Annotated in this window: 14 protein-coding genes; 8 read left to right on the top strand and 6 right to left on the bottom strand. The window is 72.7% G+C overall.

Annotation, left to right across the window (positions count from 1 at the left end):
- Nucleotides 1–14: 14 nt before the first annotated feature.
- Entirely contained in the window at nt 15–1,424 is a 1,410-nt protein-coding gene (locus ABZS37_RS17015) for an MFS transporter (RefSeq protein ID WP_355169921.1), read from the bottom strand.
- A 57-nt stretch (nt 1,425–1,481) separates the two neighbouring features.
- Here ABZS37_RS17015 and ABZS37_RS17010 point away from each other — a divergent pair, with 57 nt between their 5' ends.
- The 3 genes from ABZS37_RS17010 to ABZS37_RS17000 are packed head-to-tail and all read left to right on the top strand — an operon-like array spanning nt 1,482 to nt 4,389.
- Nucleotides 1,482–2,129 carry a TetR/AcrR family transcriptional regulator gene (locus ABZS37_RS17010; RefSeq protein WP_355169919.1) on the top strand — a complete coding sequence of 216 codons (648 nt, stop codon included), beginning with the start codon at nt 1,482–1,484 and terminating at the stop codon, nt 2,127–2,129.
- Nucleotides 2,130–2,185: 56 nt separating this feature from the next.
- Nucleotides 2,186–3,553 (top strand): NAD(P)-binding domain-containing protein, encoded by a 1,368-nt coding sequence (locus tag ABZS37_RS17005; protein WP_355169917.1) that lies wholly within the window; start codon nt 2,186–2,188, stop codon nt 3,551–3,553.
- 11 nt (nt 3,554–3,564) lie between these two features.
- A complete protein-coding gene (locus ABZS37_RS17000) occupies nt 3,565–4,389 on the top strand; it encodes an SDR family NAD(P)-dependent oxidoreductase (protein ID WP_355169915.1) in 825 nt (274 codons plus the stop codon).
- 6 nt (nt 4,390–4,395) lie between these two features.
- Here ABZS37_RS17000 and ABZS37_RS16995 read toward each other — a convergent pair whose 3' ends face one another.
- The gene (locus tag ABZS37_RS16995) at nt 4,396–5,247 is read right to left on the bottom strand and encodes a helix-turn-helix transcriptional regulator (protein WP_355169913.1); all 852 of its coding nucleotides are present in this window, start codon (nt 5,245–5,247) and stop codon (nt 4,396–4,398) included.
- Nucleotides 5,248–5,334: 87 nt separating this feature from the next.
- On the opposite strand from ABZS37_RS16995, the gene ABZS37_RS16990 reads away from it, so the two are divergent.
- Complete coding sequence (locus tag ABZS37_RS16990) at nt 5,335–6,135, top strand: glucose 1-dehydrogenase (protein ID WP_355169911.1); 801 nt, start codon at nt 5,335–5,337, stop codon at nt 6,133–6,135.
- Nucleotides 6,136–6,140: 5 nt separating this feature from the next.
- On the opposite strand, the gene ABZS37_RS16985 is transcribed toward ABZS37_RS16990, so the two are convergent.
- Nucleotides 6,141–6,791: a LysE family translocator gene (locus ABZS37_RS16985; RefSeq protein ID WP_355169909.1), complete on the bottom strand. Its 651-nt coding sequence runs from the start codon at nt 6,789–6,791 to the stop codon at nt 6,141–6,143.
- Between the two features lie 225 nt (nt 6,792–7,016).
- On the opposite strand from ABZS37_RS16985, the gene ABZS37_RS16980 reads away from it, so the two are divergent.
- Nucleotides 7,017–7,502, top strand: a complete 486-nt coding sequence (locus tag ABZS37_RS16980) for a DUF1992 domain-containing protein (protein WP_355169907.1) — start codon at nt 7,017–7,019, stop codon at nt 7,500–7,502.
- A gap of 37 nt (nt 7,503–7,539) precedes the next feature.
- Nucleotides 7,540–8,067 carry a GNAT family N-acetyltransferase gene (locus ABZS37_RS16975; protein WP_355169905.1) on the top strand — a complete coding sequence of 176 codons (528 nt, stop codon included), beginning with the start codon at nt 7,540–7,542 and terminating at the stop codon, nt 8,065–8,067.
- Between the two features lie 51 nt (nt 8,068–8,118).
- Here the strand turns inward: ABZS37_RS16975 and ABZS37_RS16970 are convergent, their stop codons facing one another.
- Together ABZS37_RS16970 and ABZS37_RS16965 are read right to left on the bottom strand one after the other, a co-directional pair.
- Nucleotides 8,119–8,685: a maleylpyruvate isomerase N-terminal domain-containing protein gene (locus tag ABZS37_RS16970; protein ID WP_355169903.1), complete on the bottom strand. Its 567-nt coding sequence runs from the start codon at nt 8,683–8,685 to the stop codon at nt 8,119–8,121.
- A gap of 53 nt (nt 8,686–8,738) precedes the next feature.
- A complete protein-coding gene (locus tag ABZS37_RS16965) occupies nt 8,739–9,245 on the bottom strand; it encodes a hypothetical protein (RefSeq protein ID WP_355169901.1) in 507 nt (168 codons plus the stop codon).
- A gap of 122 nt (nt 9,246–9,367) precedes the next feature.
- On the opposite strand from ABZS37_RS16965, the gene ABZS37_RS16960 reads away from it, so the two are divergent.
- On the top strand, nt 9,368–10,237 hold the full coding sequence (locus ABZS37_RS16960) for a 2-hydroxyacid dehydrogenase (protein WP_355169899.1): 870 nt from the start codon (nt 9,368–9,370) through the stop codon (nt 10,235–10,237).
- A gap of 66 nt (nt 10,238–10,303) precedes the next feature.
- Here the strand turns inward: ABZS37_RS16960 and ABZS37_RS16955 are convergent, their stop codons facing one another.
- Nucleotides 10,304–10,948 (bottom strand): dihydrofolate reductase family protein, encoded by a 645-nt coding sequence (locus tag ABZS37_RS16955; RefSeq protein WP_355169897.1) that lies wholly within the window; start codon nt 10,946–10,948, stop codon nt 10,304–10,306.
- Nucleotides 10,949–11,495: 547 nt separating this feature from the next.
- Between ABZS37_RS16955 and ABZS37_RS16950 the strand changes: the two genes are divergently transcribed.
- On the top strand, nt 11,496–12,335 hold the full coding sequence (locus ABZS37_RS16950; protein WP_355169895.1) for a helix-turn-helix domain-containing protein: 840 nt from the start codon (nt 11,496–11,498) through the stop codon (nt 12,333–12,335).
- Nucleotides 12,336–12,360 lie beyond the last annotated feature (25 nt).

Raw genomic sequence — 12,360 nt, 5'->3', positions numbered from 1 at the left:
CCGCGCCCACCGGGTCAGCTGGCCGCGCGGGCGGTCGCGTCCAGGGTGTAGCGGCGTTGCAGCAGCAGCGCCGCGAGCATCGCCACCGCCGGCAGCAACCCGAAGCCGTAGCGGACCGCGGCAAGCGCCGCGTCCGGCTGCACCGGCGACTCACCGGCCGTCGAGGCCACGAAACCACCGACGGCCAGGCAGAGGGCGTACGCGTAGGGGCCGAGCGCCGCGCCGGTGGCCTCGGTGGCCGTCCACACCCCGGTGTAGGTGCCGGCGCCGATCGTGCCGCCGGCGCCGGTGTCAGCGGCGGTTGTGGTGATGGCGGCTGGTTCGGTGGCGGTTGTGTTGGCGGCCCGGATCACGTCGGGCAGCATCGAGAACGGCAGCAGTTGCATGCCGGCGAACGCGACCCCGAGCACCGCCACCGCGCCGATCAGCACCGGCAGGCCGGCCGGGCGGCCCACCGCCAGCACCAGCGAACCGACCGCGAACGCGCCCTGGGCGGCGAGCAGTGCCCGCTGCTTGCCGACGCGGCGGGCCACCCCCAGCCAGACTGGGGTGACCAACAGCGCCGGCGCCACGAACGCGGCCACCAGGACCGTGGTCAGGCCGGGTGCCCGCAGCTCGTACTCGGCGTAGTAGGGCACCCCGGCGAGCACCAGGTGGGTGGTGGTGGACATCGCCAGGTACGCGGCGACCAGCCAGCGGAACTGCTTGTCGCGCAGCGCCGTGCGTAGTGCCCGCCACCCGCTGTGCCCTGCCGGCGTGGTGGCCGCCGCGGAGCCGCGCAGCCGGGCGATGCCGGCCACACCGACGAGCATGGCGAGCAGCATCCCGACAGCGAGGACCATGCCCATCCGCTGGTAACCGCCGCGGGTCGCGGCGTCGCCGCCGGTCAGCAGCGGGGCCACCAGCCCGGCGGCCAGGATGCCCAGGGTCAGCACGACCATCCGGAACGCCATCAGCCGGGTGCGTTCGTGGTAGCCGATCCGCAGGTCGGCCGGGGTGGCCAGGTAGGGGACCTGGTAGGCGGCGAAGAGCAGGTTGCCGGCGACGAAGAACACCGCCACCCACGCGGCGGCCGATGCGCCCGTCAGCCCGCCGGGCACCGCGAAGAGCGCGGCGAACGCGAGCGGCAGGGCGCAGCCGAGCAGCAGCAGCCGACGTCGGTCGCCCCGGCGGGTCTGCTCGACGTCGGCGCGGTGCCCGATCCACGGGTGCAGCAGCACGTCGGCGATCTTCGGCAGCAGCAGCGCGAGGCCGGCCAGCCACGGCTCGACGGCCAGCAGGTCGGTGAGGAAGTAGAGCAGCAGCAGGCCGGGCACGGTCACCCAGACACCCATGCCGAGTGAGCCGGCCGCGAAGCCGGCCAGGGGGCCACGGGGCAGCGTCGCGTCGGTGGCGGCCACGAGCCGCCGGTCGAGCCCGGTCATCGCCGCGTCCTCTCCGCAATCCAACGGTTGCTGGATTCTAGGGGCAGAATGGCGGCCATGACCATGCCCCGACGCCGCCCGGGTCGGCCTCGCCGCGACGAGACCCGGCCGACCCGCGAGGTGGTGCTCACCGCGGCGACCGCGCTCTTCGCCGAACGCGGCTTCGACGCCGTCGGGCTGCGGGAGGTCGCCGCCGCCGCCGGGGTCGACGTCGCCACGGTCGCGCACCACACGGGTACGAAGGCAGCGCTCTACGACGCCTGCTTCGCCCGGGTCTTCGCCGCCGAGCAGGAGGTCCTGACCGAGGCCGCCGAGCAGGCCCGCTCGGCTCTCGACGCGGGGCCGGACGCGGCGCGGCAGGCCCTGCACGAGTTGGTCGACGTCTTCGTCGACTTCCTGGAGGACCGCCCGGAGACCACCGCGCTGTGGCTGCGTCGCTGGCTGGAGCCGCAGCGGCACGCCGAGCTGGACCAGCGCTACGCCGAACCGTTGTACCGGCTGGTGGCGGAGCTGCTCACCGCCGCGGCGGCGGCCGGCGCGCTGGCGGAACCGACCCCGCACATCACGGTGCGCAGCCTGGTGTGGGCGACGCACGGGCACGTGGTGGCGCTGGCCGCGGGTGCGCCGGGCGCGCGGGAGCGGCGCGAGTTCCGGGCGTTCGTGCATCGCCTGCTGAACGGGCTGTACGGATCGTCGACCCCTTGACGGGCCGACCCCACGCGACGATTATCCATCCGACGTTGGATTAAATGGGGGCGGCAATGCAGGCACCACCCAGGGTGGCGGTGATCGGCGCCGGGGCGGCCGGGCTCGCCGCGGTCAAGGCACTGCGCGACGCCGACGTGCCGGCGGTGTGCTTCGAGACCACCGATCAGGTCGGCGGCCTCTGGGTGTACGGGGCACCCGACTCGCCCGCGTACCGCACGCTGCACCTGAACACCAGCCGTGGCCGCACCCAGTTCGCCGACCACCCGATGCCCACCGACTGGCCGGACTACCCCGACCACCGCCGGATCGCCGGTTACCTCGCCGACTACGTCGACCGCTTCGAGCTGGGCGACACCATCCGTCTGCGCCACACCGTCGAGCAGGTCACCCAGGATCCCGCCGGGACCTGGACGGTGCGGGCGAGCGGACCGGACGGGCCCGTCGAGGTCACCGTCGACGCCGTGGTCGTCGCCAACGGGCACAACCGGGTGCCCCGGCTGCCCGACCCGCCGTACGCCGGCACCTGCACGGCCGAGCAGATGCACAGCCACGACTACCGGGGCCCGGAGCAGTTGGCCGGCAAGCGGGTCCTGGTCGTCGGGGGTGGCAACTCCGCGATGGACATCGCCGTGGACGCCTCGTACGCGGCCACCCGCACCCTGCTGTCGCTGCGCCGGGGCGTCTGGGTGGTGCCGAAGTACCTGCTGGGTCGCCCCTCGGACACCCTCAACGGTGCGCTGGCCCGCCGGCTGCCGTGGCGACTGCGCCAGCGCATCAGCCAGACCATGCTCACCGCCACCGTCGGCAGTCCCGCCCGCTACGGGCTGCCCGCGCCGACGCACGGCTTCCTGCAGGACCATCCGACGCTCTCCGACGGGTTGCTGTCCCGGCTGACCCACGGCGACGTCGAGGCCCGACCCGGCGTCGCCGCCCTCGACGGTGACCGGGTCGAGTTCACCGACGGCCGCAGCGACAGCGTCGATCTGATCATCTGGTGCACCGGCTACCGGGTGGAGATCCCGTTCCTCGACCCGGCGCTGCTCGGCGGGGGCGCCGACACCCTGCCGCTGTACCGGCACGTGTTCCACCCCGACGCCCCCGGCCTGACCTTCGTCGGCCTGATGCAGTCCACCGGTTCCGCGTTCCCCCTGGTGGAGGCGCAGGCGAAGCTGATCGCCGCGCAACTGACCGGCCGGTACACGCTGCCGGACCCGGCCCGACAGCGGGCCGCCTGCCGGGCCGAGTTGCGGGCCGCGACGGCCCGCTGGGGCCAGCGCCGCCCGGCGATGCGGGTGGACTTCGACGTCTACCTGGCGGAGCTGACCCGGGCGTTGACCGCCGGTACCCGCCGGACCCGCTCGGCCACGCCCTCCACGCCCGCCGGTTCCGGCGGGGTCACGTCGGTCGGAGCGGCGCAGTGAGGGGCCGCGCGGTGACCGGGCTGAGCGGCCGCCGGGTGCTGGTCACTGGGGCGAACGGCACCTTCGGCCGACACCTCGGCGCCGCGCTGACCGCCGCCGGCGCCCAGGTGGTGGGGCTCGATCTGCACGCGCGGCCCGACGACGACCTGCCGGTGCTCGGCTGCGACCTGACCGACCCGGCCGCCGTGCCGGCCGCGGTACAGGCCGCCGTCGACCGCCTCGGCGGGCTCGACCTGCTCATCAACAACGCCGGGGTCGGTGGCCCCGCCCCCGCCGAGCTGCCACCCGACGAGGTGGTCCGCCAGCAACTGGAGGTCAACCTGCTCGCCGCGTGGCGGACCACCGCCACGGCGCTGCCCCCGCTGGTCACCGCGCGCGGACGGGTTATCTTCGTGGCCAGCCGGATGGCGGTGCTGCCGCTGCCGCTCGCCGCCGCGTACGGGGTCAGCAAACGGGCGCTGGTCGCGTACGCCGACGCGCTGCGCCACGAGGTGGGCACCCACGTCGGGGTGAGTGTCGTCTACCCGAGCATGGTGGCCTCACCGATCCACGACAGCACCGCCGAGGCCGGGCTGTCCCTGCAGGGCGTGTCCCGCCCGGAGCCCGTTGAAGGGGTGGTCGCGGCGATCCTGCGTGCCGCTACCGCCCGGCGGGCGCCCCGGGACGTGGCGACGACCGCACGCGGACGCCTGGAGATGGCCGTCGGCCGGCACGCGCCCGCGTTGGCCGACCGGCTGGTACGCCGTACCCTCGCCGCCCGGCTCGCCGCCGGCGACCTGGACGCCGCGCCGCTGGCCGCCGGGATGCTGCGCCGGCACCGCGACGCTGGCAGGTGAACGGGCTCAGTGCTCCACGTCCATGCGCTGTGTGCCGATGACCGACAGCAGTCGCAGCGCCTCCTCCGACGGTGAGCCGGGGACGGCGGTGTAGATCACGACCTGCTGGTCCCGGTCGGTGATGTCGAGGACGTCACAGTTGACGGTGATCGGACCGACAAGCGGGTGCTGGAAGGTCTTGCACAGGGTGGGCTCGGCGCCCACGTCGTGGGAGGCCCACAACCGGGCGAAGTCCTCGCTTCCGGCGAGGAGGTCACCCACCAGCTCGGTCACCTCGGGATCGTCGGGGTAGCGGGCTGCGGTGGCGCGCAGGCGGCGGGCCGAGGCACGGGCGAACGCGTCCGCGTCCGACACTCCGTACAGTCGCCGTCCCTGCGGGTGCGGCCCCAGGAAAACCTGGCGCACCAGGTTGCGGTGTCGCCGGGGCAGGGCGGAGAAGTCCTCCATGAGGGCAGCCGCAAGATCGTTCCAGGCGATCACCTCGTACGCCGCGGAGGTCACGATCACGGCCGCCTGCGGCAGCCGTCGCAGGAGGTCGAGGACGCTCTGCCGGACCTCGCGTGCGGGCCCGGGCGGCGGCCCTGGCGGTGCGCCGGCGAGGTGGTGCAGGTGGGCGCGCTCGGCATTCGACAGCCGCAGGGCGCGGGCCAGACTGGCCAGCACCTCGCGCGACGGGCGCGGGCCGCGGCCCTGCTCCAGACGGGTGTAGTACTCGGTCGAGATGTGCGCCAACTGCGCCGCCTCCTCGCGGCGCAGTCCCGGGGTGCGGCGGCGCACCCCGGCGGGCAGACCCACGTCGGCAGGCGTGATCCGCTCGCGCCTGCTGCGCAGGAAGACAGCCAGCTCTCGTCGGTCCACACCGTCAGTGTGCACGGGGTTCGCGGAGCCGATCCAGGTACCGCCAGTGCCTGGATCGGCTCCGTGACCGGACGCAGGCTTGCCACCATGGACAACACACCGAACACTGACGAAACCGCGCCCACCGCTGCTGGTCTGCTGTCCGGCAAGGTCGCCTTCATCACCGGCGCCGGACGCGGGATCGGTGCCGCCGCGGCCCGGTTGTTCGCCGCCGAAGGCGCCCGGGTGCTGCTCGCAGCCCGCACCCAGGAGCAGTTGAATGCGGTGACCGAGGAGATCCGTGCAGCGGGTGGCACCGCGGACCACGTGGTGTGCGACCTGGCCGACGCGGCCAGCGTTCGCGCCGCCGTCGACCGTGTGGTCCAGTTGTACGGCCGTCTCGACGTCGCCTTCAACAACGGCGCGACGTTCGTGCCGCCCGGCCCGATGGACCAGGTGCGGGAAACTGACTTCGACCATGTCTACGCCGTGAACCTCAGGGGCCCGTGGCTGGCCATGGTCGCCGAGATCGGCGCGATCCGGGCTACCGCCGGCACCGGGGCCATCGTCAACAACTCCAGCGTCGGCAGCCTGACGGGCAATCCCGAGTTGCCCGCCTACGGTGCGATGAAGCGGGCCGTCAACAGTCTCACCGAGTCGGCCGCCATCACCTACGGCCCGGAAGGCATCCGCGTCAACGCCATCGCCCCCGGCAACACACGGACGGAGATGATCCGCACCTGGGAGGCGGAGTCACCGGGTCTCGCCGAGCGACTCGTAGCGCACACGCCGCTGCGCCGTGCGGCCGATCCCCTGGAGATCGCCCAGGCCGCCGCCTGGCTGCTCAGTGATCGCGCCTCGTTCGTGACCGGCACGGTCCTGCGGGTCGACGGCGGTGCGCGGGCCTGAGCGGCTCAGGGCGTGGCGACCACGGCGCGGGACCGGTCGGCGGCGATCCGGACGGCCAGCGCCGCGAGGGCCGTCCCGGTCACCCACCGCTGCACCCGCAGCCACAGCGGCCGGCGGGCGAAGAACCCGGCGAGGGAGCCGGCACTGAGCACGATCAGCGCGTTGACGGTCAGCGCGACGGCGATCTGGGTCAGGCCGAGCAGCAGACTCTGCGCCGCCAGGTGCCCCCGCGCCGGATCGATGAACTGCGGTAGCAGCGACACGTAGAGGATGGCGATCTTCGGGTTCAGCAGGTTGGTGACCAGGCCCATGGTGAACAGCCGACGGGGTGGGTCCGGCGGCAGCGGTGCGGGCGTGAACGGGGACTGCCCACCCGGACGCAGCGTCCGCCAGGCCAGCCAGAGCAGGTAGCCGGCCCCGGCCAGCTTCACCACCGCGTACAGCGTCGGCACCAGGACGAAGACGGTGGCCAGTCCGGCGACGGCCGCCGTCAGGTAGACGCCGAACCCGGCGGCCACCCCGAGCAGCGAGATCAGCCCGGCCCGGCGGCCCTGCGCCACCGAGCGGGAGATCAGGTAGACCATGTTCGGGCCGGGCGTGAGCACCAGCCCCAACGCGACCAGCGTGATGCCCAGCAGTGCACCCGTACCCACCATGACGCCCCCCGTTCACCGGTACCCGCACCGACCGTAGGCCGTGCGGCCCTCCCGGCCCAGGTCCACCTGCCAGAACGTGGCCTGCCGTTGGAACTACTCGTTCGGTCTCAAACCACCCCTCGGCGGTGCCCGCGGGAATGGCCGGCTACCCGGTCACGCTGTCCGTTGCGGGCCGCGCCACCGTCCGGAGGTGGCGCGGTACGGTGGCCAGGGAGGTGCCGCAGGGTGACTGAAGCGTGGGACGCCGCCGTGGAGGCGCAGATCCGGGGAGCCGTGCAACGCGGCGAGTTCGACGACCTGCCCGGCATGGGCAAGCCCATCCCCGGCCAGGGAGCGCCGTACGACGAGTCGTGGTGGATCAAGAGTTTCCTGGAGCGCGAGGCGCTGCCCAGCGACCTGCTCCTGCCCACCCCGCTGCAACTGCGCCGGCGCATCGAGCAGGTCCCCGACGAGGTGCGCGACCTGCCCACCGAACAGGCCGTACGCGACTTCGTAGGGCAGTTGAACGGGCAGATCGTGGCCTGGCTGCGCAACCCCGAGGGCCCGCGCGTCGTGGTGCGTCCGGTGAACGCCGACGAGGTGGTCCGCCGCTGGCGCGCGGAGCGCACCCGAGGCCAGGCCGATGCGCCCGCCACCGAGCCGGCGACCGTCGCCGCGCCGGCACGCCGCACGCGTCGCGGCTGGTGGCTGCGCTGGCGCCGCCGGAGCTGACCCCCCACAGTGGCGAGCGCGGCGGCAGACTGTGCGGATGCCGATCGAGCCCACCTCCCCGAAGCTCGTCCTGCGCCCGTGGAGCGCGGACGACCTGGACGCGTTGCTGGCGGCGTACCGGGATCCGGTGCTGCGCCGGTGGACCCGAGTCCCGGCGACCAACGCCGCCGAGGGCAGGCAGTGGCTGGATCGGGTCCAGAAGGACTGGGACGACGGCAGCCGTTACAGCTTCGCGGTCCTTGAAAACGACGCGGACGGCCCACGGCTGGCGGGAAACGTGGTGCTCAAGAGGGTCACGCAGGACTGGCCGACGCCCGAGGTGGGCTACTGGACGGCGTCGTGGGCGCGCGGCCGAGGTGTCGCCCCACGGGCGGTCACCGCGCTCAGTCGGTGGGCGTTCGACCGGTTCCCCGGGCTGACGTGCCTCGACCTGCTGCACCAGGTGGACAACGTCGCGTCCTGCCGGGTGGCGCAGAAGAGCGGCTACCTGTTCCAGGAGGTGTTGCCGGCCCGGCCGCCGTTCCCCCTCGACGGTCACCGGCACACGCTCACCGCCCGCCGGTAAGAGACGTACCACCAATCTGGGGCCTCGACTGAGTCACGCACCGGGCACAACTCAGTCCAGCGCGGCCCGCCAAATCCACGCGTCACGCCGCGAATGACCGGGCAGGTCGCTGCGGCCGGTCATCCAGAGCAGCACGTCGGGTGCCGCGCCGTCCGGGGCATCGGGGAAGAGCCGCCGCAGCACCAGCGCGCTCAGTCGCTGCGGCGGCCCCCACGGCACGCCGAGGCCGAGAGTGATGTCGTACGTGTGCAGCAGCGTCTCGGCCACCCCCATCGCCGCGAAGCCGGCTGGGTCGCAGGGACCGAAGTGCCAGGCCCGCACGTCCGGACCGGCGGCGTCGACGGCGGCGGCGAGCAGCCCGGCGCAGGCGCGCACCACGGTGAGCACCTGCGCCGGGCTCGCGGTGGGGGAGACCCTCAGGTCGTACGGGAGGTAGCCGTCATCGGGGCGGCCGGTGACCTGGCCGGCGTACCCGAGCAGGTCGTGCGCGACGTGCGCGGCGGTGGTCCAGCAGCTCCAGGTCAGCGAGCCAGCGGGCACCGACCAGTCGCGCTCGGCGTGCGGGTGCAGCACCCGGGTCATCTCGTCGGCTGCCTGGAGCAGGTCTGCGCCGGTCATCGCTGGCATCCGTCGACCCTCGCAGTGGTGCTGCGGCGGCGCAACCGGGATTGTCAGCCGGCCGAGAAGGGGTGCGAGTCGAGGCGGTGTGTCGATCCCGCGGCCAGGGCCTGGCTGACGTTCTGAATACCCGCGCGGATCAGGTCGCCGTACTGGTCGGCCGGCAGCTGCGCGACGAGGGTCCGAGCGGTGGACAGGTGCGCCCGGGCCAGCGTGGTGTTGCTCAGTCGTCGGTGCACGTCGGCGAGGTTGAGATGCAGCGACGGCAGGAACCCCTGCACCCGCAGTGCGTCGTCGTGCTGGCGGGCGCGGTCGTCGGTGAGATCGGCGACGGCGGCCAACGCGCGTTCGTCCCAGACCAGTTCGGCGTCTGCGGTGTCCTGTAGGTCGGCGAGGTAGTGGGCGAGAGTGCAGCGGTGCAGGGCGTCACCGGTGGGGCCGATCTCGTCCCACAGCGTGCTGAGCAACTCACGGGCCTGTACCGGTGCGCCGGATTGGCCGAGATGCACCGCTTCGATGATGCGCGTCATGGTCGGGTCGGGTGTCGGCTGGTCGTCCATGCCGCCGATGCTCGGGCCTCAACCCGGTCAAGGGTCAAATCACGGGCGGTTGTCACCCCTGCGGCAGGCAGCGCCCCGGGCATAATCTCGCCGTGCGCTACCTGATCTCTCACCCTGACGCAGTGGCCGAGCTTGGCGAGCATGACGTCGCGCTGTACGACGGCACTGAGCCCATGCCCGAGAACCTGGACGATGTCGAGTTCTACGCGCTTCCGTACGGGGTTATCGATCCGCGCCTCTGCGCGCCAATCGCCCGGATGCCCCAGCTCAAGGTCGTGCAGACCGTGACCGCCGGTTACGAGCACATCCTGCCGTTCCTGCGGCCCGGACTGATCCTGGCCAACGGCCGAGGCGTGCATGACGCGGCCACCGCCGAGTTGGCCGTGGCGCTCACCCTGGCCGCCCGACGCCGACTGCCGGACTTCGTCCGGGCGGGGGGAGAGGGCCGCTGGGCCACGGCCTGGTCGACCGGGCTGGCTGACGCCCGGGTGCTGATCGTCGGGTACGGCTCGATCGGCGCGGCGATCGAGCGCCGGCTGGTGGGGTTCGAGGTGGAGATCAGCCGAGTGGCCCGGCGTGCCCGTCCCGGCGTACAGCCGATTTCCGAGATCGCGGAGATGTTGCCGCACGCAGATGTTGTCATCCTGGCTACCCCGCTGACCCCCGAGACCGAGGGCCTGGTGGACAAGGACTTCCTCGCCAGGATGACCGACGGTGCCCTGCTGGTGAACGTGGCCAGGGGCCGGGTGGTGGACTCCGAGGCGCTGCTGGCCGAGCTCAACGCGGGTCGGCTGCACGCTGCCCTGGACGTCACCGAACCCGAGCCACTGCCCGCCGACCACCCACTGTGGTCCGCGCCGAACGTCCTCATCAGCCCGCACGTCGGCGGCCTGACCGCCGCGATGGCACCGAGGGCTCGCCGACTGCTGGTCGACCAGGTACGACGGTACGCGGCGGGCGAGCCGCTCAGGAACGTCGTTGTCGGGCCGTAACGCCTGGTCCACCAGCGAACGTTCACCTTCGGCACCGACGACACGTACCCACCGGGCGCGCGGGCGTCAGTCGTCGCGTCCGGCGCCCCGATCGGGTGCGCTCATGTCGCCCGTGCCGGGCGCGCCGTCGGCGAGGCCGTAGCGCAGGTACACGGTGCCCTTCGGATTGGCTACCGGCGGTTCGAGGAGCGTGAGGTTCGTGGGCACCGCGCCACCGTCGAACACCTTCTTCCCGACGCCGAGCACGATCGGGTGCACCCAAAGGTCGAGACGGTCGAAGAGCTTCTCGCGCAGGAGGGTCTGCACCAGGTTCAGGCTCCCGACGACCTTCACGTGCTCGTGCCGGTCACGGATCTCGCGCACCGCGCCGGCCAGATCCGGGCCGAGCTGCGTGGACCCCGCCCACGAGAGGTCGGGCGTGCCACGGGAGGCCACGTACTTCGGGACGCTGTTGAAGAGCGTGGCGATCGCGTTGTCCTCGCCACCCTCCTGGTGCGGCCAGTAGGCGGCGAAGATGTCATACGTCCGCCGGCCGAGCAGGAGGGCGTCCGTGCCCTCGTACGCGGCAAAGACCTGCGCCCCGGCGACCTCGTCCAACAGGGGCGCCTGCCAGCCGCCGAACGAGAACCCCACCGGGTCCTCGTCGGGGCCGCCAGGCGCCTGCCCCACGAGGTCGAGGGTCGAGAACAGTTCGATGTGGATCAGGCCCATGCCGTACTCCCGATAGGTTGGTTGTCTCGGTCGGGTGGCAGACCGGTGGGCGTCGCAGACTCATCGCTGCGACGGCACCCAGCCCCGCACGCTCGATTCCTCGAACAGCACATGCCGACCGTTCTTGAAGCGCGCAGCACAGTTCCCCTGCTTACGCCACCAGGCCGGGGCGCCGCACCGGCACTGCCCGCTCACGATAGATCACAGGGTGCGTCGAAACTGGGTGCCTGCACTGTGTCCCGGCGTCAATGCGGGTCACCCGCGCCATGCGACCTGTCCTTCTCAACATTCTCACTGCTCCGGACGCTTCCCCTTGGAGGCCCGTCCGACTGGCAGGAGCGCGTATTCGTTCGACGCGAGTTCCGTTCCCACGCACATGTCCGCGGCCGGGCGCCCGTCCGGGATCGGCGCCGGCTCGATGCTGGCGGCAGCGCGGCTGGACCATCCCGGCGCGCGATGCCGGCGGGGCGTCGGCGATGCCGGCGGGGCGTCGGCGATGCCGGCGGGGCGTCGGCGATGCCGGCGGGGCGTCGGCGATGCTGTGGGCGTGGAGTATGTGTCCAGAGTGCCGCGACCGCCGCTGGACGGGCTGATCGACGACCTTTACTACCTGGAGGGTGCGCCGCCGTACGCCCGGCTGACGCTGCCGGCAAGTCCGGCGGCGTTGCTCATCGTCAACCTCGGAGCGCCGTTCCGCATCCGCGCCGGCACCGACATCGAGACGGCCGAGTACGCCGACGGCTGCGTGGTCACCATGCCCACCCGCGCCTTCGAGTTCGGCTATCCGCCGGGAACCCGGTCCGTCGGCGTGCACTTCAAGCCGTGGGGGCTGGCGCCGTTCCTGCCGATGCCCGCGGCCGAGCTGTGTGACCGGCCGGTGACAGTGGAGCAGGTTTGGCGCCGGCCCGCCATTGCTGAGCTGCGGGACCGGCTGGCCACGGCGGACGGAACGTACGAGATGCTGACGCTGCTCGAGGAGGAGCTCATGCGACGGCTGTGCGAGACCGCCGGTCTGGGGCTGGTCCGCCATACGAGCAGCGTCATCGCGGCGACCAGCGGGGCGGTGGCGATCGGCGACCTGAGCGTGGCAGCCGGTGTCAGCAGCACTCATCTGGCACAGCGGTTCAAGGAGCTCATCGGCGTCACGCCGAAGCGGCTGGCCCGCACCTACCGCTTCGCCACGACCGTGTTCGCGATCAACCCCGCTGGACCGATCGACTGGGGCGACCTCGCCGGTGGCGCAGGCTACTTCGACCAGGCCCACTTCGGCCACGAGTTCCGGGCGTTCACCGGGCTCACGCCGACCCGGTACGTCGAAGCCCGGCGGCGGTTCCTGCGCGAACATCCCGGCCACGTGCTGGACGGCTGGCCGCTGCCGGCCGATTGATTCCTTACAAGAGCGACAGCTCACG

The sequence above is a fragment of the Micromonospora sp. NPDC005413 genome (assembly GCF_040606435.1).
Lineage (GTDB): Bacteria > Actinomycetota > Actinomycetes > Mycobacteriales > Micromonosporaceae > Micromonospora.
The sequence above is the reverse complement of the archived record's forward strand: the minus strand, read 5'-3'. Positions and strand labels throughout refer to the sequence as shown.